Below are 24,239 nucleotides of genomic sequence, written 5' to 3'. Positions count from 1 at the left end.
TGACATACGGTTACTAGGTCTAAAGTACCTTTTTGTCTTCTTTTTAGTATTCTTGTATAGAGTTCAAATTATAGACAATATTGAAAACGCTTACATTTAATTGGTATGACCAATATTAGTATAATAAATGGATAATAACGAATAAAAAATGGATAGCTTTTCCTTTAGTACCGTTTCTATAATGTAGCTATCTTGATTACCGAGGAGGTCCACCGATGCATGACGTCACGCAAGCCACGCGTACGGAAAGTACACGTTCTGCCGAATCAATCGTCGAAAGTGCCACATTCCACCAACTGATGCGAGAAAAAAACCGTTTCATTCTTCCGTCCATCATCTTTTCCCTTATCTTCTATTTCACGCTCCCCATCTCTACGAGCTATTTCACGTTCCTCAACATCCCTGTGGCTGGGGATATCACTTGGGCCTGGGTCCTTGCTTTCGCCCAGTTCTTCATGACGTGGACGTTTTGCGTTTTGTATAGCCGCCGTGCTCGTCGCTTTGACAAGTTCGTCGAGAAAATCAAGCAAGAGGAGGACGGACGATGAACTGGACAGCCATTCTCTTGTTCCTCGCCATTGTCGGCTTGACGCTCGTGATCACGTTCTTCGCCGCCCGCAAGACGAAGACGGCGAGTGACTTCTATACGGCCGACGGCGGCTTGACCGGTTTTCAAAACGGGCTCGCCATTGCCGGGGACTACATGTCGGCCGCCTCATTCCTCGGCATCGCCGGGATGATCGCACTCGCCGGGTTTGACGGTTTCTTTTATTCGATCGGTTTCCTCGTCGCTTATCTGGTCGTCTTATACCTCGTCGCCGAACCGCTTCGTAACCTCGGCAAGTACACGATGGCCGACATGATCGCTGCCCGATTCAACAAGCCGCGGGTCCGCGGGGTCGCGGCGATGAACGCGATCGTCATTTCGATTTTCTACATGATTGCCCAGCTCGTTGGCGCCGGTGCGCTCATCGAGCTCCTGCTCGGCATCCCTTACACGACGAGTGTCGTCGTTGTCGGCTTGTTGATGACCGTTTACGTCGTCTTCGGCGGCATGACGGCGACGTCTTGGGTCCAGATAACGAAAGCGGTGCTCTTGATGATCGGGACGGCGATCATCTCGTTTCTCGTGTTCGCGAGATTTGATTTCTCAGTGCTCAACATGTTCTCCGAAGTCAGCAAAGCGACACCCCTCGGGGAAAGCTTCTTGAATCCGGGTAACAAGTTCAAACTTCCGCTCGATACGATCTCGTTGAACTTGGCGCTCGTCCTCGGGACGGCCGGGCTGCCGCATATTCTCATCCGTTTCTTCACGGTCAAGGACGCACCGACCGCGCGTCAATCCGTCGTCTACGCGACTTGGATCATCGGAGCGTTTTACATCCTCACGATCTTCCTCGGTTTCGGCGCTGCCGCCTTCGTCGGGTCAGACGCCATCATCGCGGCGAACCCAGCTGGTAACATGGCCGCACCGCTCCTCGCGCAAGTACTCGGCGGCGACTTATTGTTTGCCTTCGTGGCAGCGATCGCATTCGCGACGATTCTTGCCGTCGTCGCCGGACTCGTCTTGTCGGCGGCATCGGCTTTTGCCCACGACTTTTACGGGCAGATCGTCAGAAAAGGTGAAGCAACGGAGCAAGAACAAGTCTTGGCCGCACGGATCGCCTCGATCGCCGTCGCGATCGTCTCGATGGGACTCGCTTTCTTCGCCCAATCGATGAACGTCGCGTTTCTCGTCTCGCTCGCTTTCGCGGTCGCGGCGAGCGCGAACTTGCCGGTCATTTTGTTCACGATCTACTGGCGACGCTTCAATACGGGCGGAGCCATCTTCGGGATGGTCGTCGGGTTGTTCTCGTCGCTCTTCCTCGTCGCAATCAGTCCGAACCTATGGGCACCGGACGGCTCAGCCATCTTCGTCGGCGAAGCGTTGTTCCCGCTGACGAACCCGGGCATCGTGTCGATCCCGCTCGGTTTCCTTGCCGCCATCGTCGGGACATATTTGACGAAGTCGGACGAGGCCGCCGGAAACTTCGAACGGATTCTTGTGAAAGCGAACACCGGGATCGATGCCAAGACCGAAGTCGCCATGGCCAAACGCTCCAACTGAAAATAACGGCGTACCTCGCTCGAGGTACGCCGTTGTTTATGTCGTCGCGATGCGCTTATATTTTTGATACATGGCGATCCGCCACGGCACGATCATGCCCCAGGCGATCAAATAGAACAAGCCGCCCGTCGCGAAAATGTTGACCTCATCGCCGAGGAACGCTTTCATGACCGTCCTGATCGCGAGTAAGGCGAAGACGACGATGAAAAACGCTTTCGAGCGGGATAAATAAACCTCACCATCACGTTTTTCAAAATTGGACGTCTTGATCAAAAAGATACTAAAAATCAAGCCTACGACAAGCGCCTCACCGACTTCGAGCCATGTCAGACGAAAAGCCGGCACTAAAAATTGAAGCATGCCCGTCGACATCGCTAGCGGTGGAATCAAGATTTTTTTCGCATTCGTCGGTCGGGCTGATGCCTTCACGCGAACGAAACTCGCGATGACCCCCATCAGCAGTGCGACGAGAGTCGATCCCCAAAATATCGACATATGGTCAGCCCCTTTAGAATCCGGTGAATCCCACTAGTTCGCTCATCCAGGCAGCGAAGCGGTTCATTCCATCAAAATATAATACGACTCCGAAAGCCATCATCAAATAGCCTCCGAACTTTGTTACTTTCGCGCTGTTGCGCGCCAAATATTTGATTTTGCCGACGAAACCGGCCATGACGAGAAATGGGATCGAGAACCCGATGACGTAAGCGAGCATATACCCCATGCCTTGGCTCGGGTTAGACGCAGCCAGTGCGATCACCCCGGCGAGAATCGGTCCTGTGCACGGCGTCCATCCGGCTGCGAACCCGATTCCGATCAACACGGTCCCAAAATACCCGCTCTTCCGTTCTCCAAGTGCGAGTTTCTTTTCGCGCATCATGAAGCGCGGTTGCCACAGCCCCGCTAAAAAGACCCCGAACACAAAAATAAGGATTGCCCCGAACATGCGTAGACTATCTTTAAATTGAATGAAGAAGTCGGCGATCAACGAAGTTGATAAACCGAGGACGAGAAAGACGATCGAGAATCCGAATAAGAATGAGAACGTATGAAACCAAGCCGTCCGTTGCCGGAGCCCTTCGCTTTTCAAGTCAGAGACAGATACCCCTGTGATATACGACAAAAAGACCGGATAGAGCGGCAGCGTACACGGTGATAAAAAAGACAAGACGCCCGCCCCAAAAGCGAGCCATAAAGTGACTTCCATGCGTTTTTCCACCTTTCAGCCCCATTATAGCGAAAACCATTTCAAAATGCTCGCATCTTTTCTCCGTCCACTTCTTCCGATTTTGTAATCATTGAAATGGAAATGTAACTTGTGATGTGTAGTGTTGAATGCTAAGATTTGGATATTCTACTTCACCAGGTTCTATTTTAATATGATGGGGGAAATACCGTGGCGGTCATCACAGCTGAAACCTTACACTATGCCATTGAACAAAAACGCGATGAACTGTATGAAATCGCCTCGCAGTACAGTTGGACGTCTCCAGAAGTGATTCATGTCAGCCAAGAGCTAGACACGTTAATCACGTCTCACGTCCTCTCGAAACACCTAGCAGACAACTTAAATTGATCATCAACTCCAGCTCGTCACTTTCTAGTGACGAGCTTTTTCCATGGAAAAAGGACACCCCCACGGGTGTCCTTTGTAAATTATGACATCAGACGTTGTCCTGATTGTAACTCGTACATTTTTTTGTACAATCCATCATGCTTCAATAAGGCCTGATGATTGCCCCGTTCGACGATCTCGCCGCGATGTAAGACAAGAATCAAGTCGGCATCCTGTATCGTCGACAAGCGGTGGGCGATTGCGATCGTCGTTCGTCCACGACGCATCCGGTCGAGGGCGAACTGTACCCGCTCCTCCGTCTCCGTGTCGATCGAGCTCGTCGCCTCGTCCAAGATCAGGATTTTCGGATCACGGGCGACCGTTCGGGCGAAGGCGAGCAACTGCCGTTCCCCGCTCGAGAACGTCGCTCCCCGTTCGCCGACTGTGTGACCATACCCCGTCTCGAGTTTTTCGATGAACGTATTGGCTTGGACAAACTCCGCCGACTGGCGTACTTTATCGGAATCAACTGTCGGGTTGAACAATTTTAAATTATCTTCGATCGTGCCACTGAACAGGAACGGGTCTTGTAAGACGAGACCGATCTTATCGCGAAGTTCCACTTCTTCGAACTGTTCGAGTGGGTGTCCGTCGATGGTGATCTGTCCCCCTTCATACGGATAAAACCGAGTGAGCAAGTTGATGATCGAGCTTTTTCCGCTCCCCGTGTGACCGACGAGCGCGACCGTCTCACCCGGCTTGGCGACGAATGAGATGTTCTTCAAAACATCGACTTCCCCGTCATAACTGAACGTGACATCGTCAAACCGAACTTCTCCTGCCCCGATTGTTGCCTCGCCAGAGAGACTTTTTCCTGGCGCCGGTTCATCGGTGTCGAGCACTTTGAAGACGCGGTCTGCCGAGACGACCGCTTGTTGGAACTCACTCAGCCGTTGCATGATATCGAGCACGGGGCGGAAAATGCGCTCGATGTAACTGATGAACGCATAGACGACCCCGACTTGAACTTGTTCCGTCATCGACAGGAAGCCATAGTAGCCGAGCAAACCGATGATCGAGAACGCAAGCAACAGCTCGATGATCGGGCGGAGCAACATACTATCGAGCTTCAAGTTCTTGAAGCGTGCTTCTTGATGCGCCTCGTTCGTCGCTTCGAATTGACGGACGAGACGCTCTTCTTGACGGAATTGTTGAACGATACCCATCCCGTTGATCGACTCGCTCAACTGCGCGTTCAGTTGCGATAACAAATCACGGACTTGGGCAAAGTATTTAGTCGAGTACCGGCGATACGCCCAAATGATGAGCCAAAACAACGGGAGGAGGACGAGCCCGATCGTGGCGAGCGTCGGCTCTAAAATGTACAGGAAGATGTACGTCCCGAGCAATTGAACGCCCGACTGGACGAACGTGCTCATCACGCCGACGTACAACTCTTTCACCGCTTCCGTGTCGTTCGTGATCCGGGAGACGAGCACACCCGCCGGCGTCCGGTCGAAATAGGCGAGACGCAGCCCCATCACATGACGGAAGATGTCCATTCGAATATTTTGGACGATTTTAAGGGCGATCTTCTGAAACGCAATCGATTGTAAATAGTCGAAGATGACGGCCGAGATGTGTAACACCATATAGACGACGAGCAGCGTGACGACCCAATTCGTCGGATAGACGCCCGGTGTCACGAACTCATCGATGAACACTTTGATTAAAAACGGTCCGGCAAGCTTCGCTCCCGTCGCAAGAAGCAAAAAGACGAAGGCGAGGCTGAGCGGACGGCCGTATCGTTTCGTATAGGCCAATAACCGCTTGATGACCGCCCATTCTTGAATATCATGCTTCATGGTGGCCCCCTCCTTCCACGATCGCCTCAAGTTGTTGGCGGTCGTACGTTTCTTTGTACCAGCCCGGTTCTCGGATGAGATCGTTGTGTCGGCCTCGCTGAATGACTTGGCCATCAGCGAGTACGAGAATCTCATCGGCATGCTCCACTGCCGACAGACGGTGGGCGACGATCAATCGAGATTGCTCCGGATTGCCGACACGGAAATGTTCGATGATGGCTTCTTCCGTCTTCGCATCGACGGCGGACAACGCGTCATCAAGGATTAATAGATCGGCCTCGATCATAAGCGCCCGGGCAATCGAGATACGTTGCTTCTGCCCCCCCGAGAGCGTTACGCCGCGTTCACCGACGAGCGTGGCATACCCTTCCGGCAACCGTAAGATGTCGTCATGCACTTCGGCGATCTTGGCAGCCTCCATGATCTCATCCATTTTTGCTTCCGGTTTTCCGAAGGCGATATTGCTCGCAATCGAATCCGAGAACAGGAAGTGGTCTTGCGGGACGAGGGCGACTTTATCTAGTAGAAGTGATTTTTTGACTTGACGAACATTGACGCCGCCGATTTTGATTTTACCGTCGGTCACGTCATATTCCCGGGTCAACAATCGAACGATCGTCGTCTTACCAGAACCGGTCCGACCGACAATCCCGAGTGTCTTGCCACGCTCGATCCGGAACGTGACATCACGCAGCACGGTCGTATCGTCATAACGGAACGAACCGATATCCGCCTCGAGCTCGGAATGATCCAGTTTCGTCGCCGCCATCGGATCGTCTTGGATCTCCGGCTTGATGGCGAGCATGCGCTCGATCCGGTCGTACGAAGCCCGACCACGTTCGACGATATTGAACAACCAACCGAAGGCGAGCATCGGCCAAGTGAGCAGACTAAGATAAGCGGTAAAACTGACGATTTGACCGATCGTGAGCTCGCCTTGTTCAATCAAGTAGGCCCCGTAGCCAATCGACAATATGTAAGATAATCCGACGATCCCGAAGATTGTCGGGTCGTACAAGGCGTCAATTTTAGCGACACGGACGTTTTTTGCCATGACTTCATCTGACAACTTCTCGAACGATTCGACGTCGTGGTCGACTTCCCCGGTCGATTTCAAGACGCGAACCCCACTCACACTCTCCTGAACCTTGTCATTCAATTCGGAAAATGCCGCTTGGGCGACACCGAACCGGCTATGGAGCATCTTTCCATATCGTGTCGTCAAAATGACCATGATCGGCAGCGGTAGTAAAGCGACGACCGTCAGCTTCCAGCTGATCGTCGTCACCATCGTGATGATGACGAACGTACCCATCGTCACACTGTCGACGAGCGTCAAAATACCCGCCCCCGCCGTCGTCGAGACAGCCTGGACATCGTTCGTCGCGTGCGCCATCAAATCGCCGACACGCGACTTTTTATAAAACCGTTGATCCAAATCCGTGAAGTGACGATACAGTTGGCTCCGGAGCAGGCGTCCGAGCCGGATCGAGGCCCCGAAAATGAAATAGCGCCAAAAAAAGCGCGCCACATAGTTTCCGATCCCGACAGCCGCAAGGCCTCCTAACAGCATCCACAGCAAGTCCGCTTCGAGCGAACCTTGGTTCATCCCATCGATGACTCGGCCGATGATGCGCGGCGGTATGAGCTCGAGTGCGGCGACAAACATGAGCAAGACGATACCGACTGCATACGTCCGCCATTCGAGCCTGAAGAACCAAGCTAATTGTTTAAATACACGAATCTGAAACGCCCCCTATATCTTGAAATAAGACTATTCATTTATGGTAGCGAAAGTTTGTTCGATTGTCGAACAAAAGATGAATAAAAAAAGCACTTCGCGGGTGCGAAGTGCTTCGGTGACTCATTATGATTTTTTTTCGTTCTTCGCTTGAACGTTCATGGCACGCATCACTTGGTTGACTTTTTTCTGTGACGGCTTTTGACCCATCTGCATCATTAACGTACGAATCATGTCTTCGTTGATTGGTGGGTTCTGTTCAAGGTAGTTCATCATGTATTTACGAGCGATGAAGAACCCGATCGCGATACCCCCGATAAGTGCTGCCACGACAAGAAGAATCCAAATAAATGTACTCAAGGTTTTACCTCCTCTACCATATGAAACATCGTTTTTTACTATACACTATATTGCGCTAATTCGCTAGTCGTCAGAAAAAAAAGTGATGACCTAGACATCGTCTAGGCCATCACACGTTTTTAATGAAAATTATAGTGATTTGACAGCGTCGACGACGTTCTCGACCGACATGCCGTACTCTTTCATGAGGAGGTCCCCAGGAGCCGAGGCACCGAACTTGTCGATTCCAAGCACTTTACCGCCGAATCCGACGTATTTGTACCATCCGAGCGTCGAACCTGCTTCAAGCGAGACGCGTTTCGTGATCGACGAAGGAAGAACTGATTCCTTGTACTCTGCCGATTGGGCTTCGAACAGTTCCCATGACGGCATTGAGACGACAGCAGCGTTCACGCCTTCAGCAGCGAGTTGCTCGCGTGCTTCGACGAGGACGTGGACTTCTGAGCCTGTACCGAGAAGAAGGACGTCCGCTTCGCTAGACTTACCTGCGACGACGTAGGCACCTTTCGCCGCGTCTTCGACAGATGTTCCTACGAGTTCTGGCAACGCTTGACGTGTCAAGACGAGAAGTGACGGAGCTGACGTCGTCGTGATCGCTTGTTTCCAAGCGGCGATCGTCTCTTTACCGTCTGCCGGACGGAGAACTGACAAGTTCGGCATCGCCCGGAAGCTCATCAAGTGCTCGACCGGTTCGTGCGTCGGACCGTCTTCACCGACTGCGATCGAGTCATGCGTCAAAACGAATGTCGACGGAATTCCCATGAGTGCAGCGAGACGGACCGCTGGACGGAGGTAATCCGAGAAGACGAAGAACGTCGCGCCGTAAGGAAGTACGCCACCGTGAAGTGCCATCCCGTTGACAGCTGCCGCCATTGCGAATTCACGGACACCGAACCAGATGTTACGGCCAGCCGGATCTTCGTCGAAGTCAGCCGCGCCTTTAATCATCGTGTTGTTCGAGCCGGCGAGGTCAGCCGATCCACCGAACAATGTCGGTACCGCTTTCGCGATCGCGTTCAAGACTTCTCCGCTCGTTTGGCGCGTCGCTTTTTTCGAACCGACTTCAAACGTCGGCAACTCGCTATCCCAACCTTCAGGAAGTTCGTTGTTCATCGCACGTTCGAACTGAGCACCGAGTTCAGGATGAGCCGATTTGTAGGCTGCGACGAGCTCGTTCCAATCCGACTCAGCTTTAGCGCCCGGCTCAACGACTTTATCGTTGAACAAGTCGTACACTTCGTTCGGGACGTAGAAGTTCTCGCCTTCCCATTTATAGAACTGTTTCGTGAGCTCGATCTCTGCTTCTCCAAGTGGAGCGCCGTGTGATGCCGATTTACCTGATTTATTCGGTGAACCGAAACCAATGACCGTCTTCACTTCAATCATCGTCGGTTTAGACGTCTCAGCTTTCGCCTCGTCGATCGCTTTGGCGATCGTATCGATGTCCGTTCCATCCTCGACGCGAATGACTTGCCATCCGTAAGCGTTGAATCGATCTTCTACGCTTTCAGAGAACGACTTATGAAGGTCGCCATCAAGCGAGATGTCGTTTGAATCATACAAGACGACGAGTTTCCCGAGTTTCAAGTGACCGGCGAGTGAGGCAGCCTCAGCCGACACACCTTCCATCAAGTCACCGTCTCCACAAATTCCGAACGTATAGTGGTCAACCACGTTGAACTCATCGCGGTTGTATGTTGCTTCCAAATGTTTTTCAGCCATCGCCATACCTACAGCCATCGCAATCCCTTGGCCGAGTGGTCCCGTCGTCGCGTCTACACCTGCAGTGTGACGATACTCAGGGTGTCCTGGTGTCTTCGAGTCTTTTTGACGGAACGACTTGAGGTCGTCAAGTGAAAGGTCGTAACCAGACAAGTGAAGCAGCGAGTACAACAGCATCGAACCGTGTCCCGCTGAAAGGACGAACCGATCGCGGTTGAACCAGTTCGGGTTTTTCGGGTTGTGACGCATTTTGTCCGTCCAAAGCGTGAACGCCATCGGGGCCGCACCCATCGGCATACCTGGGTGACCTGAGTTCGCTTGCTGGACAGCATCAATCGAGAGCGTCCGAATCGAGTTAATCGCTAATAATTCTTTAGTAGTTGTTTCCACTAATTTCATCCTCTCTGTTGTTAAGAAAGTTTCTACCCGTCATATTTTAGCACACTCAATCGTGTGTCACAACTAATTAAATAGTATGTCACATTGATTGGAATCGTTTACTTCCATACGTCTGTTTTCGAGGGAATGGTCGAACCTTATCGAGCTTCGTGTATAACAAACATGCACATCCTATACGAAATAGGATGTGCATTCGAGTTCATTCAGAACGGTGTCGGTTCTGTTCGTCTTTTAGTTTTTCTGGTGTCACGTCGTTGCCTTCCGGATCGACGACTTTCATGCCCATCATCTGGGATTTGAACGATTGACGGAACGCTTTCAAATATTGTTGACGCAATGCTTGTTGCTCATCCATCTCTTGTTGTGACAAGCCGTCTGTCTTTGCCTTGTTGGCGAGGAAGTTAATCCGCTCCAATTGTTCGGGTGCTAACATGAGGTTCGCCCCCTCTCTACTGAATTTGTAGTTCTACTGTACAAAATCAGGGCGCAGGAATCAAGTTTCTGGCACTGCCACATGTTCCAAATAGCGACGGTTCACAGTCGCTTTCGAGACTTCGTAGCCGAATCCGCGGAGCGTGGCCGCGATTTCAGCGAAGGTGAGCCCCCGCTCCCGAAGTTGGACGATCTCCTCGATCGGCACTTCGATCCGGCTCCTCCCACCTTGGTCATGGTGCTGAATGTTGCGTTGCGGGTTGAAGCCGTTCGCGACCGCCCGGCGCATACCGCGCGATATCTTGGCGTTATGAATCTTCCGTTGATACTCCTCGACGACGCTGACAATCTCAAGCACCATCTTCTCGGCGTCAGAGACGACGTATTCGTCGGACGACTGCATCGTCAACAGCCGGACGTTATGCTTCATGAGCGTATGCAAGATGGCGATTTTTGCATTCCCTCGGCCGAGGCGACTGTCATCGCTCACGAGCACGGCATCGAGCTTTGACGCCGACACATGCTCTAACAGATCGAGCAGACCCGTCCGATTGACCTCGAAACCGCTCTCTTGTTCGGTGATCACATCGATCACTTCCGCATCGAGACGTTTGGCCATCTGTAACAATTCCGCTTCTTGCCTCGTGAGCGAGGTTTCCTGAGTTGACTTGTTCGTCGATACGCGACAATAAATGACGACTCGCATCTCGTCACTCCCTTTCTTTCCAGTCATCCTTTTACGATACACAGGATGAGCGGGTGTTCGCAATCCAAATCGATCATTCAGCGGCGAACCACGTCGTTTTCCGTTCTTCTTTTTCCGCACGTTCCGCTAACAGCTGGGCTTCGAGCGTTTCCGCTTCGTTGAACGCAACTTCTTGTTCGATACTTCTTTCGACCGTCATCACTGTCGGCTCGACAACTTCGCCTTGGCGAAACTCGCCGACTAAGTAAAAGGCGAACATCCCGAGCACTACCATTCCGACCAATATGAATCCGTTGATTGTATCTTTCATTTGAACCGCCTCCAAATATGAGAATATGCGTTCTTAGGAACGTCTGTTCGTTTATCTGTTCTCATCATAAAACAAGAACTTCTGTTCGGTCAAGAAAAAACGAACGAATGTTTGTACGCTCATATGTTCTTGTGTTAAAATAAATCCATAAAGAATAGGATGCGTTCGCAGGTTATTCGACATAAACGAGGTGAAATCCATTGAAAAAAATGTCAGCAAGACAGCAACAGATTCTTGATTTTATAAAAGCTGAAGTTCGGACGAAAGGTTATCCGCCGTCAGTCCGAGAAATTGGTGAAGCCGTCGGTCTCGCATCGAGCTCGACCGTGCACGGTCACTTGGACCGTCTTGAAAAACGTGGATTGATTCGGCGCGATAAGACAAAACCGCGTGCGCTCGAAGTGTTGAGCGAGGACGCCCCGTCTATCGAGGAGCGTGAGACGGTCATGTACGTCCCGGTCATCGGGAAAGTTACGGCCGGAACACCGATCACGGCGATCGAGAACGTGGAAGAACACTTCCCGCTCCCGGCCCATATCGTCGGTTCGGATAACGTGTATATGCTCTCCGTCTCTGGCGATTCGATGATCAACGCCGGAATCCTCGACGGAGACCGCGTACTCGTGAGACAACAGAACACGGCAGACAATGGAGAGATTGTCGTCGCGATGACGGACGAGGGTGAGGCGACCGTCAAACGGATCTACAAAGAGGCGTCGAAAGTCCGACTCCAGCCGGAGAACGATGAACTTGAGGCGATGTATTTCGATAACGTATCCATTTTAGGGAAGGTCATCGGTGTATACCGGACGATCCATTAATGGCTAGCGGCAAGACACATACGCGTACGAACCTCGTGGCAATCGGTGCTTTAGCGATTGCCACGCCTTTTATTGATGTCGATATCCCGACTACCCTTTTCCTCGGTGCGCTTATCGGGACGTTCTGGCTCTCCCCGGACCTCGATTTGAAATCGGATGCATACTATCGGTGGGGACCGCTGCGTGGCTTTTGGCTCCCTTACGTGAAGCTGATGCCGCACCGGTCTCCGCTGTCGCACTTGCCGGTGTTGAGCGATCTCATTCGTGTCATCTACCTTGGCTTCCCGCTCGCGCTCATCCTTACGTTCACTCCGTATGAAGCGGCTGTGAAGACGTGGCTCGACTTGAACGGCATCCCGTTCTTCCTCGGTCTCGTGTTCGCGACGACGCTCCATACGGCGCTCGACTACGCGTCCACATTTTTCAAGCGTGCGTTCTAATCGCAAAACAAGCGACCACTCAATTTCGAGTGGTCGCTTGTTTTGACTAAAAAAACGCCCGATCCAAGAAACTGGATCGAGCGTTTTTTCAAGTTCATTCGACTTAGTAGAGCGTCATGTACTGATCGCGTTCCCACTCCGTCACTTGCGTGCGGAACATGTCCCACTCGATCTCTTTCAACTCGAGGAAGTGTTCGCCGATGTGGTCACCGAGCGAATCCATGACGATTTTGTCGGCGCGGAGTACTTCGAGTGCGTCGAAGAGTGTCGCCGGAAGATCGTCGATGCCGTTCGCAACACGCTCTGGCTTGTCCATCACGTAGATGTTGCTGTCGATCGGTTTCGGTGCTTTCAAATCTTTCTCGATGCCGTCAAGACCAGAAGCCAAGAGGGCCGAGAGCGCGAGGTACGGGTTCGCCGCCGGGTCGACCGAACGTACTTCGATACGTGTCGAGAGGCCGCGGGCAGCCGGTACACGGACGAGCGGTGAACGGTTACGAGCGCTCCATGCGACGTAGCATGGTGCTTCGTATCCAGGCACGAGACGCTTGTACGAGTTGACCGTTGGGTTACAGATCGCCGTGAACGCACGTGCGTGCTCGAGGATACCAGCTGTGAAGGCGCGTGCCGTATCCGAGAGCTCCATGTCACCGTTCGGGTCGTAGAACACGTTCGTGTCGCCTTTAAAGAGTGACATGTTCGCATGCATCCCTGAACCGTTGACACCATAGAGTGGTTTCGGCATGAACGTCGCGTGAAGACCATACTTCGCCGCGATCGTCTTGACGACGAGTTTGAACGTTTGGATGTTGTCGGCAGTCGTTACCGCATCCGCGTATTTGAAGTCGATCTCATGCTGTCCTGGTGCGACTTCGTGGTGTGACGCTTCGATCTCGAAGCCCATGTTTTCGAGCTCGATGACGATTTCTTTACGGCAGTTCTCACCAGAATCGACCGGTGCCAAGTCGAAGTAACCGCCTTGGTCGTTCAATTCGAGTGTCGGCTGTCCGTTCAAGTCTTTCTTGAAGAGGAAGAATTCTGGCTCTGGTCCGACGTTGAACGCTGTGAAGCCGAGCTTTTGCATGTGCTCGAGGTTGCGTTTCAAAATACCGCGCGGGTCACCGCTGAACGGCGTGCCGTCCGGATTATAAATATCACAAATTAAGCGAGCGACTTTACCGCTGCCGTCTGTCCATGGGAAGACAACCCACGTGTTAAGGTCTGGATAGAGGTACATGTCTGATTCCTCGATGCGTACGAACCCTTCGATTGAAGAGCCATCGAACATCATCTTGTTATCAAGTGCTTTGTCCAATTGGCTGATCGGCACCTCGACGTTTTTAATCGTACCGAGGATATCCGTGAATTGAAGACGAATAAAGCGTACGTCCTCTTCTTGTGCGATCCGTTTGATGTCTTCTTTTGTGAACGTTTTTCTGGCCATGGTAAAAGTCCCCTCTCACATTGTGTAATGGTTTGTGTACTGGCGTCATCGATAAAAACGTGACAACTCTCCTTGGATGAGCGACGTTTTATTGAAACGACCAGCTTCTTGAAGCTGTGTTTTCAATAATTGATGTAACTCTTTCTCGGAAATCTTTGGCGGTTCGCTTGGCGGAGCCGCAGAAGCAGATTGTTCTGTCTCTTTGGCACCGTCGTTGTCGAGCATATGGCGAATCGCCGCCAAGTTGAAGCCTTGGTCAATGAAATCTTTGATTGCGAGCAAACGTTCGACATCATTAAAGGAATAAAGTCGTCGTTTCGATTCCGTCCGACTAGGCGAAACCAGACCCTGTTCTTCGTAATATCGAATCTGCCTGCCTGTCAGTTGCGTCAGATCTTGGACGATCCCAATCGGAAACAACGGGTTGGAGCGACGAAATTGATCGGCCATCCCTTACCCCTCCTTTTCTGTCTCACAATGTGAGAATAATACATGACAACTTTCCTGTCAATAGATGTTAAGAAAGTTAACATGACATTTCGGTTACAACGTTTGAGTTGAATTTTCACGGTCAAATGTGACGAGCCCTTTCGTCCGCAATTGGCTCAAGGCGAGCATTAACGCGACTTTCACGTGTGCATAGGTCAAGCCACCTTGGACGTATGCCGTGTACGGCGCCCGGAGTGGTCCGTCCGCTGAAAGTTCGATCGACGAGCCTTGGATGAACGTCCCGGCCGCCATGATGACGTCGTCCTCATAGCCTGGCATATAGGCCGGTACCGGCAGCGCGTGGGCGTTGACCGGGGACGCCATCTGGATGCTCTGACAGAACGCGATCATCTTGTCGCGGTCGCGGAACGTGACCGATTGAATCAAATCGGTCCGCCGTGACGTATAATGCGGATCGGTCTCGAAGCCGAGCAAGCCGAGCAGGCTCGCCGTCAAATGGGCCCCTTTCAACGCTTGGGCGACCGTGTGCGGCGCCATATAAAAGCCTTGATACATCTCCTGCAGCGAATAGAGCGACGGACCGGCCTCGCTGCCGATGCCTGGCGTCGTCATCCGGAACGAGCATCGTTCGATCAATGCTTTCGTCCCGGCGATATAGCCACCCGTCTTCGCCAAGCCACCGCCCGGGTTTTTAATGAGCGAACCGGCCATGAGGTCGGCCCCGACATGTGTCGGCTCAATCGTCTCGACAAATTCGCCGTAGCAGTTGTCGACGAAGACGAACACGTGCGGGTGCGCTGCTTTGATCGCCGCGATCGCCTCGCCGATTTCACGCACCGGGATGCTGCGTCGATTGGCGTACCCTTTCGAACGTTGGATGCCGACGAGCTTCGTCTCGGGGCGGATCCGTTCGATCGCAGCCGCGACATCGATTTGATCGTCTTTCAACTCGACCGTATCGTAGCCGACACCGAGTTCTTTCAATGAACCGCGGCCGTCGCCACGGATGCCGACGATCTCTTCGAGCGTATCGTACGGTTTACCCGTGATATACAAGAGTTCATCTCCCGGTAACAACACACCGAACAAGGCAATCCCGATCGCGTGTGTCCCCGAGATGATTTGCGGACGACAGAGGGCGAGTTCGGCCCCGAACACGTCCGCATAGATCGACTCGAGCGTGTCGCGCCCGATATCGTCATAGCCGTACCCGGTCGTCGGATTGAAATGAAAGTCCGACACTTTATGCTTCTTGAACGATTCGAGGACACGGTATTGGTTGAACTCCGCCGTTTCCTCGATCGCTTCAAAATAAGGTTTCACCCGTTGTTCCGCTTGCTTGACGAACGGGGCGAGTTCATCGTAATGCTCAATCTTTTCTTGCCACATCATTCACACCTCAAATGGTTTCAGCGTCGCATATAGACGCGTGTCTTCTCTCATATAACCGACAAGTTCGACCGAGCCGTCGTCAAGGAAGTTCTCCTCGAGCCGGTACATCGAATCTTTGGCCGGATGGTAATGTTCGAACGAGCTGACCGGCAAGACGACGTGCACTTTCGTCAACACGTCCGAAATCTTGTCCTCGATCGCGCCGATGAGCGTCTCGATATCGGCCGAGTCGAGCGCCGAGATGACGAGCGGTCCACCGACGAAGTCAGCCGTCAAGCGATCTTTCTTGTTGTACACTTCGAGCTGCGGCAACTCACTCGCACCGAGATCAGACAAGACCGAATTGGTCGTATCGATTTGGTTCATGTAGTGCGGGTTCGACGCGTCGATGACATGAAGCACGAGATCGGCTCCGAGCACTTCTTCAAGCGTCGAGCGGAACGCGGCGACGAGTTTCGTTGGCAAGTCGCGGATGAACCCGACCGTGTCGGTGATCAGCACTTTCCCGCCGCGCGGCAGTTCGAGCTCACGCGTGAGCGGGTCGAGCGTCGCGAACAGTTCGTCCTGTTCGTACGTGTCAGCATCGGTCAGACGGTTGAAAATCGTCGACTTGCCGGCGTTCGTGTAACCGACGAGCGCGACTTGGAACACACGGTTCTCTTTCCGGCGCACACGGTAGCGGTCACGGTGCGCGACCGTGCCTTCAAGTTGCTTCTTGATCTCATCGATGCGGCGCTTGATATGACGACGGTCACTTTCAAGTTTCGTCTCACCCGGTCCACGCGTCCCGATCCCGCCTCCGAGTCGTGACAACTGTGTGCCTTGCCCGATCAGGCGTGGGAGCAAGTAGTTCATCTGGGCGAGCTCGACTTGGAGCTTCCCTTCCTTCGACTGGGCCCGTCCGGCGAAGATGTCCAAGATGAGTTGCGTCCGGTCGATCAATTTCATCTCGTCCGGGTCGTTCAACGAGATCCGAATGTTTTTCGATTGGGCCGGTGACAGCTCAGCGTTGAAGATGACAATATCCGGCTCGAACTGTTCGATGAGCACGGCGAGCTCCTCGACTTTCCCTTTCCCGATAAACGTCCGGCGGTCGACTTGTTGCCGTTTCTGGTCGAGTCTTGCGACGACCTCACCTTTTGCTGTATCGACCAACTCGACGAGTTCACCCATCGATTGTTCATATGTCCAATCGTCGACGGTCGGTAGCTGACACCCGACGATAATCACTTTCTCTCGTTCCATATACATCCCTCATTCCTAATAAGTCTCATCCTTCATCTTACCACGAATCCATGAATGGAGAACGTCCGTTTGTGGTACGATATGAAGAGAAGGAGGGACGTCCCATGACGAAACGCAGAAAAGAGTACTCGCTCCCCGAGTATATCGAAACGTATTTATATCATCTCGGTGCGAGCGGCCGCCAGCCATCGACGCTGAAACGCTATCGCTACGACTTGATCGACGTGCACAAATACTTCAGCGACCATAACGTCGAACTCGTCACCCCCGAGGAATGGCTCGCCGTCCCGCTCGAGTCATGGAAGACGTTCATCAACGATTTTTTGATCGAAGAGAAACAGTACCAACAGGCGACGGTCGCCCGCATCGTCACCGTGATCAACAGCTTGACCCAGTTTTTGAACCCGCTCCGCAAAAAGATGCTCGCCTATTCGCAACCGGCGCACACGCTCACCATCGACCAAATCGCGTTACAGTCCGAGTTCGACAAGCTCGTCCGGACGATCCGGTCGCCGCGGGGATTGAGCGAGAACCAGCTTCAGGCCCATCCGTACCTCGTCAACCGCAACGCGCTCATCGTCACACTGTTCTACAAATACGGTTTGCGCGTCCATCATATCATCCGTCTGAAAATGAACGACCTACACTTGGCGAGCTACGAGTTCGATGTCTATGACCGGCTCGGTAACAAATTCACGCTGAAGCTGACGCCTGAGGACCAATCACTCCTCATGAACTATCTCGCTGACATCCCGACACCGGTGCGCCCGCGCTGGTACTCGGAAGATCCCGTCTTCGTCTCGTTCGACTTTGCCCGGATGACGTTCCGCTGGGTGTACGCCAAGAATCAGCCGAAACAGCTGACGATCGTCATGATCACGAAGATGATGCGCCAGTTGAACGAGCGCAGCGGCGTCACCCGCTCGGTCACCCCGTCGATGCTCCGGAACGCCCATGTCTTGAAGACGTATGCGACCGACATGACCTCTCTCGAGCGGATGAACGTGACGTGCATGCATAAAGAGTCGTCGCTCCGCCGTTATGAGCAGGCGTATGCCGAGTTCGGTGCCGAGCTGTTCGGTGAAAATGTGACGAACTAAAACCCGCCCTTTTCCGAGGACGGGTTTTGCTTTGTCGATCAATGGGCCCATTCATCTTCTAGTAACCCGTAGACGACATGGTCGACGTACCGGTCGTACAGCCATTCGGCGTCTCGAAGCACGCCTTCTTGTTTGAAGCCGAGCCGTTCCGGCAGCGCCCGGCTCTTCACGTTCCCGGTCGCGACACGGATCTCAATCTTATGTAAGCGGAGTTCCTTAAATCCGTACTCGATGATCGTTTCAAGTGCTTGGCTCATGATGCCATGCCCTTGAAAGTCTTGGCCGAGCCAATAGCCGACCGTCCCGCACTTGATGCCACGATCGATATCGTTGAAGCCGATCGTCCCGGCGAGCTTGCCTTGATACAGAATCGCGAACGATTTCGGATACCCACCCGTCTCAATCAATCCTTTGATTCGCCCTTCGATGTTTTGCCGCGAATCCTCGACCGTCTCCGTATAATCGAGCCAACCGAGCCACTCGCGAAGATACGGCTTCGATGCCATCGTCAGTTCGAACAACGCCTCTGCGTCGTCAACGGTGAACATCCGTAGCTGTAATTTTTCATCGATGTTATAAGCCAACATGTTACCGTCCCCCCATCCATCTCCCATTTATTGTGTTCACTGATGATTTATTGTAAGCTATCTGTAAATAATTTGAAAGCGGTGAAAATATGTAATCTGGCTTCATCCATCCCATCCAAAATTGAATAGTCCTGGGGGAGATTTGTGATGAAGTCATTTTACAAGCTCTTGGTCAGTCAATGGCTGGCCAACATCGGTGACGTGCTCTATATCGTCGCCTTGATCGCCTTATTGTATCAACAGAGCGGTTCCGCCCTCGCAGCGGCTAGTTTCCCGATTGCCGTCACGATCGGCATGACCGTGAGCAGTCTGTTCTTTGCCCGCGTCCTATCTCGGTTCACGCTCGGTCAGACGCTACTCGTCACGCAATTACTGAAAACAATCCTACTTCTTGCGGTGATTCAGACGGAATCGGTCTACGTCCTCGGTCTTGTCGTACTAATCGCTTTCTTAGACGGGTTCGCCCGTCCGGTCCAGGCGTCGTTCATTCCCCGGCTGACGACAAATCGCCAACAAGCAAACAGTCTCGTCCAAGGGTCGAACCAGTTCATCCAGCTGGCGATGTGGCCGCTTGGGACGATTCTTGTCGCTTCGTTTTCAAGCGAGGTGGCTCTAACCGTCGCTTTGATTTTGTTCACGCTGTCAACGCTCGTCACGTTTCAATTCGTCCATTCGCTCGACCACGATGTGACGGAAACAGAGCTTGAATCGGACATTTCCCTAAAGGACAGCCTCGCCTTCGTGCGAACAGCACCTTATGCTCGACTGATCACGGTGTTCGTCACGTTCGAATCGTTCGTCAGCACACTTTGGATTTCAGCGCTCCTGCTCGTCTATTTGGAGCGCCATCTCCACATCGATACGAGCTGGTGGGGAACGATGAACGCGAGCTTCTTGGTCAGTATGATCATAGCGAGCGCTTACCTGTACCGTGCAAAGCGCAACAGTTCGCTCGCCATCAGCTCCGTCTTGTCTGTAGGGGCCGCCCTGTTGTTCGGGCTGACGTCTCACATCGTGTTCGCACTCATCGCGCTCGCGATTCAAGGATACGCCACCCAACTCCTCATCATCCAGACGAACACAGCGCTCCAAGAGACGACACCGGCCGCACAACTCCCGTACGTCTACAGCGTCCAACAGACGACCTACACGTTCGCCTTCAGCATCGGCAGCCTGACGTTCGGTATGCTCGCGGACGGATTGCCGATTGCGGTCGTCTACTTGATTGGCGCAGGTTTGACCATCCCACTCGTCTGGCTCGGCCGACAAATCGACCAGATGGACGACTTGGTCCAATCCGTGTAATAGTAAGGCGCCTTCTCAGTAGGAGATGGCGCCTATTTGTATTTTCGAATGTTCTACATATCGCTTACGACTTCTCGTAGTAATGCTCCCCGCCAAAATAGATGGTCGGGCTGCCGCGACGGATACAATTCAACCCAATCGCCGTCTCGACAGTCGGGTCCGACATCGTGATGATTTCGAGGACCGTATCCAATCCGCAAATCCGATAGTGGCAAAATGTAACAACATCCGGTTTGATGTCTTCCCACAACTGGAAACGCGTTTCTTGTAGCTGTTCGAGATATCCCGACCTTGTATAACGAACGATTTGATTTCCGTCATATTGGTCGTGAGGCGTCATCACCACCCCATCGGCATACGATTCATCGATAACTTCCATGTAGATGATGTCTTCAAAGCAGAGCTTCACGTTCACCACCTCGCTTTGCGGAGAAATTTCATTCGCCTCGAGCCGCTCACGGAAGGAGGCGTTCCGCTTCCTAGTATGGTCGTACAGCTGTAGATTGAACGTCAGGCTTTTGGGGCCGATGTCATAATTGAAAGCGAACACCTCAATCGTCCCGTTATACAGGAACAAATCTTCAAATCTCATTTGAAACCACCTCTCCAGGATGTTCATACTGAAACACACCGTAGCCATATCCTTGCGTCAAATCGCCTCCGATGAACAATGAGACGGTTTCTGTCTCGGTTGGGATTAGGAATCGAACACCTTCCCACTCTTCATAGTGATCCAGAATTGACACAAGTTGATGGATAGCTTGTTCCGATTGTTGAGAGACATCACAGCTCACCTTATACGTTTTCGGCCACACCCATTTTCTACTAGATTCAACTGTATAATTGCTTCCCGTCCGCTTCGCCCATGACTCAATATCTGATAATAATTTATTTTTGTATAAGACGACTTGGAATGAGATAACACCGAATGTGGTTAATAAGTTCGCAATGAATGCCGCAGGGGCCTTCACTTTCGGTAAACCGAACTGTCTCCAATGGCTATCCGGTGACAAACCATAAGCATCCTCCATTTTCAAAGAATATGTATCCGGATCATGAAACGTTTGCCCGTGCGCGATTAAAAAATCGACAATCGATACGTTAGGGTGGTTTTGCTCGAGTATACCCCCTTCTTCCGTATGTAGCTCGCGAGCGTACGGATCATACAAAAAAACTAGTTTTTCATTTGAATAGATGCCGAACGGTAACGTCAAATCGATCCATCGAAGCTGAATCAATTGTGGCTTCGTCACATGTAAGTTCAGCTCTGAAAAGTCTGTCACCCGGTAAGACGCATGCGGCAGACAACCTGACCAAATCGTTTTGAGTTGAAATAAATCAATTGTCTGGAACGTCTTTGTGTGTAGTTGCTGAACATTTATGTTATCGAAGTTCATCGTGCGTTCTCCTTTCGCTCAATGAATTATAAATGATGACGAAAAATATCTTATACTAAGAGAAACTGCTGAAATGGAGTGAGAAACATGCCCAACCTCTCAAACGAAGAAACAATCGACTTGTTAAACACGCTCAAATCGCGCTTTCAAACCCACATGGAGCGACACCCGGATGTCGTCTGGTCAGACGTGTTAACGAAGCTTGAGACGAATCCGGACCAGCTCCTTACACTCTCTGAAATGGAACGGACCGGCGGCGAACCTGACGTGATTCGACTTCCGAACGGTGACCTCGCCTTTTGCGACTGCTCACCGGAAAGTCCGAGCGGACGACGGAGCCTCTGCTACGATGAGCAGGCGTTAGCCACACGGAAGAAGAACAAACCGGAGGGGAGCGCCGTCGCCTTGGCTGAACAGATGGGACTTGAGCTACTCGACGAAGCGATGTTTCGTCATTTGCAAACGCTCGGCGCGTTCGACTTGAAGACGTCGAGTTGGATTGTAACGCCAGAAACGATTCGCCAAAAAGGCGGCGCCTTGTTCTGCGACCGCCGCTATGACCATATCTTCGTCTATCATAACGGTGCCGACTCGTATTACGCGGCCCGTGGATTCCGCGGGATCTTCAAGATTTGGGCAAGACTTAGCGGCTTACTTTTTTACGTGAAGAGCCACTGGAAAACGACCGGAATATATTTGATAAAGAAGAGGCTTACGAAAAAGAGCGAGGGTACTTTCAGCAACCACATATACCAGGCATTGTCTTTACGCATCCAGAACAGAAAGATGGCGTGAAGCAGCGCATTCTGTGCGACGTTTGCCCCATGCATCATTTGACTGAAGAAAACTCCCCATCCAGGGAATGAATCCAGTCCAAACGATGCCGTGAAATCCGGCGATGTATCATATTTGATGCGTACGTACCACGCCATGGCATAAACTGATACGAACATCGAGGCCCAAATCGTCAACCATAAAAATAAGAAAAATTCTTTCCACGACTCCACGTCGATGATACAGATGACAATTAAAATTCCAATCCCAATCACAACATTAATAATAAACAGCGGGGAAATCGTCAGAATCGAGAATTCTTCCGCTGTCATGAACGAACCTACCACTAAGCTTGAAAGCTGGCCCATCATCGCATCCTCATCGCTTTCACGTGTGGGACCAATGTGTCATATAATCCGACATACATGACAATTCCTAGCCCGATGCCGATGAGTAGCAAGATTGCGCCGAGATGTTTTGTCGTCATGAAGAGAAGCACCATATGAATCACAATCGTAGCGATGATGCCATCCACGCTCCCCGAACTATCCGTGATCGCTTTTTTCGGTTTAATTAGTAGATAAATGCCCAATGTCGAAAATAGTATGCTCAAGCAGGCGATTCCGATAAGATCAATCCATAATGACATTCCTTGAACTCCTTGATTTCAAATTCGGTATTTGAAATAAATATGAATTTTAATTATTCCTTTTCAAATTTTAGAGTTTCTCCTTTTAAATGTCTACCAAAATTTTCAAGACTAAACGATCTGCCTTGTTCAAAACTGTCATTGCTCATTCCTCAGTGAATAGTTCGGTCTGATATTTCTATAAATGAAAGACGCCAGTACAGTCGTTTCGACACAAAAAAACTGCAGACGATTCGTCTGCAGTTTCAAGCTTATGCGTGAAGCGTGACGTTCAATTCTTCGGCGACCGCCTTGAAGGCCGCGAGCGCTCGTTCGAGGTCGTCACGGGTATGTTCCGCCGTCACGATCGTCCGGATACGAGCCTTGCCCTTCTCGACCGTCGGGAAAGCGATACTCTGTGCGAACACGCCGTGGTCTTTCAACTTGTCCGAGAACGTGTGCGCGAGCGTCTCTTCGCCGAGCATGACCGGCGTGATCGGCGTCGTCGCGTGGCCGATGTCGAAGCCGAGGTCACGGAGACCCGATTTGAAGAACTCGGTGTTCGCCCATAGCTTGTCGAACAGTTCCTCTTCTTCTTTCATGACCCGGATCGCCTCACGGTTCGCCGCGACGACCGCTGGCGGGTGTGACGTCGAGAACAAGAACGGACGCCCTTTTTGGATCAAGAAGTCACGGACGTCGTTCGAGCAGGCGACGTAGCCGCCGAGGACCCCGATCGCTTTCGACAACGTCCCGACTTGGAGGGCGACGCGGCCGTCGAGACCGAAATGGTTGACCGTCCCGCGGCCGTTCTGACCGAGGACGCCCGACGCGTGCGCGTCGTCGACCATGACCGCCGCATCATACTTCTCGGCGAGCTCGACGATCTCCGGGAGCGGTGCGATGTTGCCGTCCATCGAGAAGACGCCGTCCGTGACGACAAGACGCGTCCGGTAGTCTTGCGTCTCTTTCAAGGCCGCCTCTAAGTCTTCAAGGTCGGTATGCTTGTAGATGCGACGGGCCGCTTTCGTCAGACGGATTCCGTCGATGATCGAGGCGTGGTTGAGCGCGTCACTGATGACGACGTCTTCCGGTCCGAGCAGCGCTGATAAGACGCCGAGGTTCGTCGCGAATCCCGATTGGAACACGAGTGCCGCTTCCGTATGCTTGAACTCGGCGAGCTCGCGCTCGAACGCTTCATGCATCTCGAACGTTCCGGCGATCGTCCGGACCGATCCCGTCCCGGCCCCGAACGCTTCGACCGCTTCAATCGCGGCTTGTTTTAAGCGTGGGTGGTTGGCGAGTCCGAGGTAGTTGTTCGACGATAATTGGACGAGCGACTTACCGTTGATCATGACTTCGTTCCCTTGCGCCGATTCGAGCGGCACGAGCGAGCGGAACGTGCCCGCTTGCTTCATTTCATTGACTGCTTCTGTAATATGTTCAAATGCCATATCGA

General features: G+C 52.2%; 25 protein-coding genes and 1 pseudogene. 8 read left to right on the top strand and 18 right to left on the bottom strand.

Annotation, left to right across the window (positions count from 1 at the left end):
- Positions 1-215 precede the first annotated feature (215 nt).
- Positions 216-548 carry a DUF485 domain-containing protein gene (locus BJU60_RS01385; protein WP_070327152.1) on the top strand — a complete coding sequence of 111 codons (333 nt, stop codon included), beginning with the start codon at positions 216-218 and terminating at the stop codon, positions 546-548.
- Positions 545-2,107: a solute symporter family protein gene (locus tag BJU60_RS01380; protein WP_070327151.1), complete on the top strand. Its 1,563-nt coding sequence runs from the start codon at positions 545-547 to the stop codon at positions 2,105-2,107. The genes BJU60_RS01385 and BJU60_RS01380 overlap by 4 nt, the downstream gene beginning before the upstream one ends.
- A gap of 36 nt (positions 2,108-2,143) precedes the next feature.
- Here the strand turns inward: BJU60_RS01380 and BJU60_RS01375 are convergent, their stop codons facing one another.
- Positions 2,144-2,602 (bottom strand): CcdC family protein, encoded by a 459-nt coding sequence (locus BJU60_RS01375; RefSeq protein WP_174545499.1) that lies wholly within the window; start codon positions 2,600-2,602, stop codon positions 2,144-2,146.
- Between the two features lie 13 nt (positions 2,603-2,615).
- A complete protein-coding gene (locus BJU60_RS01370; RefSeq protein WP_016510637.1) occupies positions 2,616-3,314 on the bottom strand; it encodes a cytochrome c biogenesis CcdA family protein in 699 nt (232 codons plus the stop codon).
- A 189-nt stretch (positions 3,315-3,503) separates the two neighbouring features.
- Here BJU60_RS01370 and BJU60_RS01365 point away from each other — a divergent pair, with 189 nt between their 5' ends.
- Positions 3,504-3,683, top strand: coding sequence for an aspartyl-phosphate phosphatase Spo0E family protein (locus BJU60_RS01365; RefSeq protein ID WP_070327150.1), 180 nt, complete (start codon positions 3,504-3,506; stop codon positions 3,681-3,683).
- 80 nt (positions 3,684-3,763) lie between these two features.
- Here the strand turns inward: BJU60_RS01365 and BJU60_RS01360 are convergent, their stop codons facing one another.
- The 7 genes from BJU60_RS01360 to BJU60_RS01330 form a co-directional block, all read right to left on the bottom strand.
- Positions 3,764-5,527, bottom strand: a complete 1,764-nt coding sequence (locus BJU60_RS01360; RefSeq protein WP_070327149.1) for an ABC transporter ATP-binding protein — start codon at positions 5,525-5,527, stop codon at positions 3,764-3,766.
- Positions 5,517-7,271: an ABC transporter transmembrane domain-containing protein gene (locus BJU60_RS01355; RefSeq protein WP_070327148.1), complete on the bottom strand. Its 1,755-nt coding sequence runs from the start codon at positions 7,269-7,271 to the stop codon at positions 5,517-5,519. Before BJU60_RS01355 ends, BJU60_RS01360 begins: the two co-directional genes overlap by 11 nt.
- Before the next feature lie 123 nt (positions 7,272-7,394).
- Positions 7,395-7,628, bottom strand: a complete 234-nt coding sequence (locus BJU60_RS01350) for a YneF family protein (protein WP_070327147.1) — start codon at positions 7,626-7,628, stop codon at positions 7,395-7,397.
- 129 nt (positions 7,629-7,757) lie between these two features.
- Entirely contained in the window at positions 7,758-9,749 is a 1,992-nt protein-coding gene (tkt, locus tag BJU60_RS01345; RefSeq protein WP_070327146.1) for a transketolase, read from the bottom strand.
- Between the two features lie 199 nt (positions 9,750-9,948).
- A complete protein-coding gene (locus BJU60_RS01340; protein ID WP_070327145.1) occupies positions 9,949-10,182 on the bottom strand; it encodes a DUF896 domain-containing protein in 234 nt (77 codons plus the stop codon).
- Between the two features lie 60 nt (positions 10,183-10,242).
- Positions 10,243-10,887, bottom strand: coding sequence for a YneB family resolvase-like protein (locus tag BJU60_RS01335; protein ID WP_035386380.1), 645 nt, complete (start codon positions 10,885-10,887; stop codon positions 10,243-10,245).
- 73 nt (positions 10,888-10,960) lie between these two features.
- The gene (locus BJU60_RS01330; protein ID WP_070327144.1) at positions 10,961-11,197 is read right to left on the bottom strand and encodes a hypothetical protein; all 237 of its coding nucleotides are present in this window, start codon (positions 11,195-11,197) and stop codon (positions 10,961-10,963) included.
- Between the two features lie 200 nt (positions 11,198-11,397).
- On the opposite strand from BJU60_RS01330, the gene lexA reads away from it, so the two are divergent.
- Positions 11,398-12,018 (top strand): transcriptional repressor LexA, encoded by a 621-nt coding sequence (lexA, locus tag BJU60_RS01325; RefSeq protein ID WP_070327143.1) that lies wholly within the window; start codon positions 11,398-11,400, stop codon positions 12,016-12,018.
- Entirely contained in the window at positions 12,018-12,458 is a 441-nt protein-coding gene (locus BJU60_RS01320; protein ID WP_070327142.1) for a metal-binding protein, read from the top strand. Before lexA ends, BJU60_RS01320 begins: the two co-directional genes overlap by 1 nt.
- 103 nt (positions 12,459-12,561) lie before the next feature.
- Here BJU60_RS01320 and glnA read toward each other — a convergent pair whose 3' ends face one another.
- The 4 genes from glnA to hflX form a co-directional block, all read right to left on the bottom strand.
- Positions 12,562-13,902 carry a type I glutamate--ammonia ligase gene (glnA, locus tag BJU60_RS01315; protein WP_016509758.1) on the bottom strand — a complete coding sequence of 447 codons (1,341 nt, stop codon included), beginning with the start codon at positions 13,900-13,902 and terminating at the stop codon, positions 12,562-12,564.
- 45 nt (positions 13,903-13,947) lie between these two features.
- Positions 13,948-14,352 carry a MerR family transcriptional regulator gene (locus BJU60_RS01310; RefSeq protein ID WP_070327141.1) on the bottom strand — a complete coding sequence of 135 codons (405 nt, stop codon included), beginning with the start codon at positions 14,350-14,352 and terminating at the stop codon, positions 13,948-13,950.
- A 93-nt stretch (positions 14,353-14,445) separates the two neighbouring features.
- A complete protein-coding gene (locus BJU60_RS01305; protein ID WP_070327912.1) occupies positions 14,446-15,741 on the bottom strand; it encodes an aminotransferase class I/II-fold pyridoxal phosphate-dependent enzyme in 1,296 nt (431 codons plus the stop codon).
- Between the two features lie 3 nt (positions 15,742-15,744).
- The gene (hflX, locus tag BJU60_RS01300) at positions 15,745-16,989 is read right to left on the bottom strand and encodes a GTPase HflX (RefSeq protein WP_070327140.1); all 1,245 of its coding nucleotides are present in this window, start codon (positions 16,987-16,989) and stop codon (positions 15,745-15,747) included.
- A 104-nt stretch (positions 16,990-17,093) separates the two neighbouring features.
- On the opposite strand from hflX, the gene BJU60_RS01295 reads away from it, so the two are divergent.
- Positions 17,094-18,089: a tyrosine-type recombinase/integrase gene (locus BJU60_RS01295; RefSeq protein WP_070327139.1), complete on the top strand. Its 996-nt coding sequence runs from the start codon at positions 17,094-17,096 to the stop codon at positions 18,087-18,089.
- A 38-nt stretch (positions 18,090-18,127) separates the two neighbouring features.
- On the opposite strand, the gene BJU60_RS01290 is transcribed toward BJU60_RS01295, so the two are convergent.
- The gene (locus BJU60_RS01290; protein WP_070327138.1) at positions 18,128-18,676 is read right to left on the bottom strand and encodes a GNAT family N-acetyltransferase; all 549 of its coding nucleotides are present in this window, start codon (positions 18,674-18,676) and stop codon (positions 18,128-18,130) included.
- A gap of 147 nt (positions 18,677-18,823) precedes the next feature.
- On the opposite strand from BJU60_RS01290, the gene BJU60_RS01285 reads away from it, so the two are divergent.
- The gene (locus tag BJU60_RS01285) at positions 18,824-19,981 is read left to right on the top strand and encodes an MFS transporter (protein WP_070327137.1); all 1,158 of its coding nucleotides are present in this window, start codon (positions 18,824-18,826) and stop codon (positions 19,979-19,981) included.
- Positions 19,982-20,045: 64 nt separating this feature from the next.
- Here BJU60_RS01285 and BJU60_RS01280 read toward each other — a convergent pair whose 3' ends face one another.
- Positions 20,046-20,573, bottom strand: coding sequence for a hypothetical protein (locus BJU60_RS01280; RefSeq protein ID WP_070327136.1), 528 nt, complete (start codon positions 20,571-20,573; stop codon positions 20,046-20,048).
- Positions 20,563-21,378, bottom strand: a complete 816-nt coding sequence (locus BJU60_RS01275) for a hypothetical protein (protein WP_070327135.1) — start codon at positions 21,376-21,378, stop codon at positions 20,563-20,565. The genes BJU60_RS01280 and BJU60_RS01275 overlap by 11 nt, the downstream gene beginning before the upstream one ends.
- Positions 21,379-21,465: 87 nt before the next feature.
- On the opposite strand from BJU60_RS01275, the pseudogene BJU60_RS01270 reads away from it, so the two are divergent.
- Positions 21,466-22,011 (top strand): annotated as a pseudogene (locus BJU60_RS01270) (DUF4256 domain-containing protein); the annotation flags it as partial.
- A 508-nt stretch (positions 22,012-22,519) separates the two neighbouring features.
- Here BJU60_RS01270 and BJU60_RS01265 read toward each other — a convergent pair.
- Complete coding sequence (locus BJU60_RS01265; RefSeq protein WP_070327134.1) at positions 22,520-22,801, bottom strand: hypothetical protein; 282 nt, start codon at positions 22,799-22,801, stop codon at positions 22,520-22,522.
- Between the two features lie 251 nt (positions 22,802-23,052).
- Positions 23,053-24,234: a glycine C-acetyltransferase gene (locus BJU60_RS01260; RefSeq protein ID WP_070327133.1), complete on the bottom strand. Its 1,182-nt coding sequence runs from the start codon at positions 24,232-24,234 to the stop codon at positions 23,053-23,055.
- Positions 24,235-24,239 lie beyond the last annotated feature (5 nt).

Source organism: Exiguobacterium aurantiacum (genome assembly GCF_001766415.1).
Taxonomy (GTDB): domain Bacteria; phylum Bacillota; class Bacilli; order Exiguobacteriales; family Exiguobacteriaceae; genus Exiguobacterium; species Exiguobacterium aurantiacum_A.
Note: the sequence above shows the minus strand (reverse complement) of the source record. Positions and strands in the feature narration are given on the sequence as shown.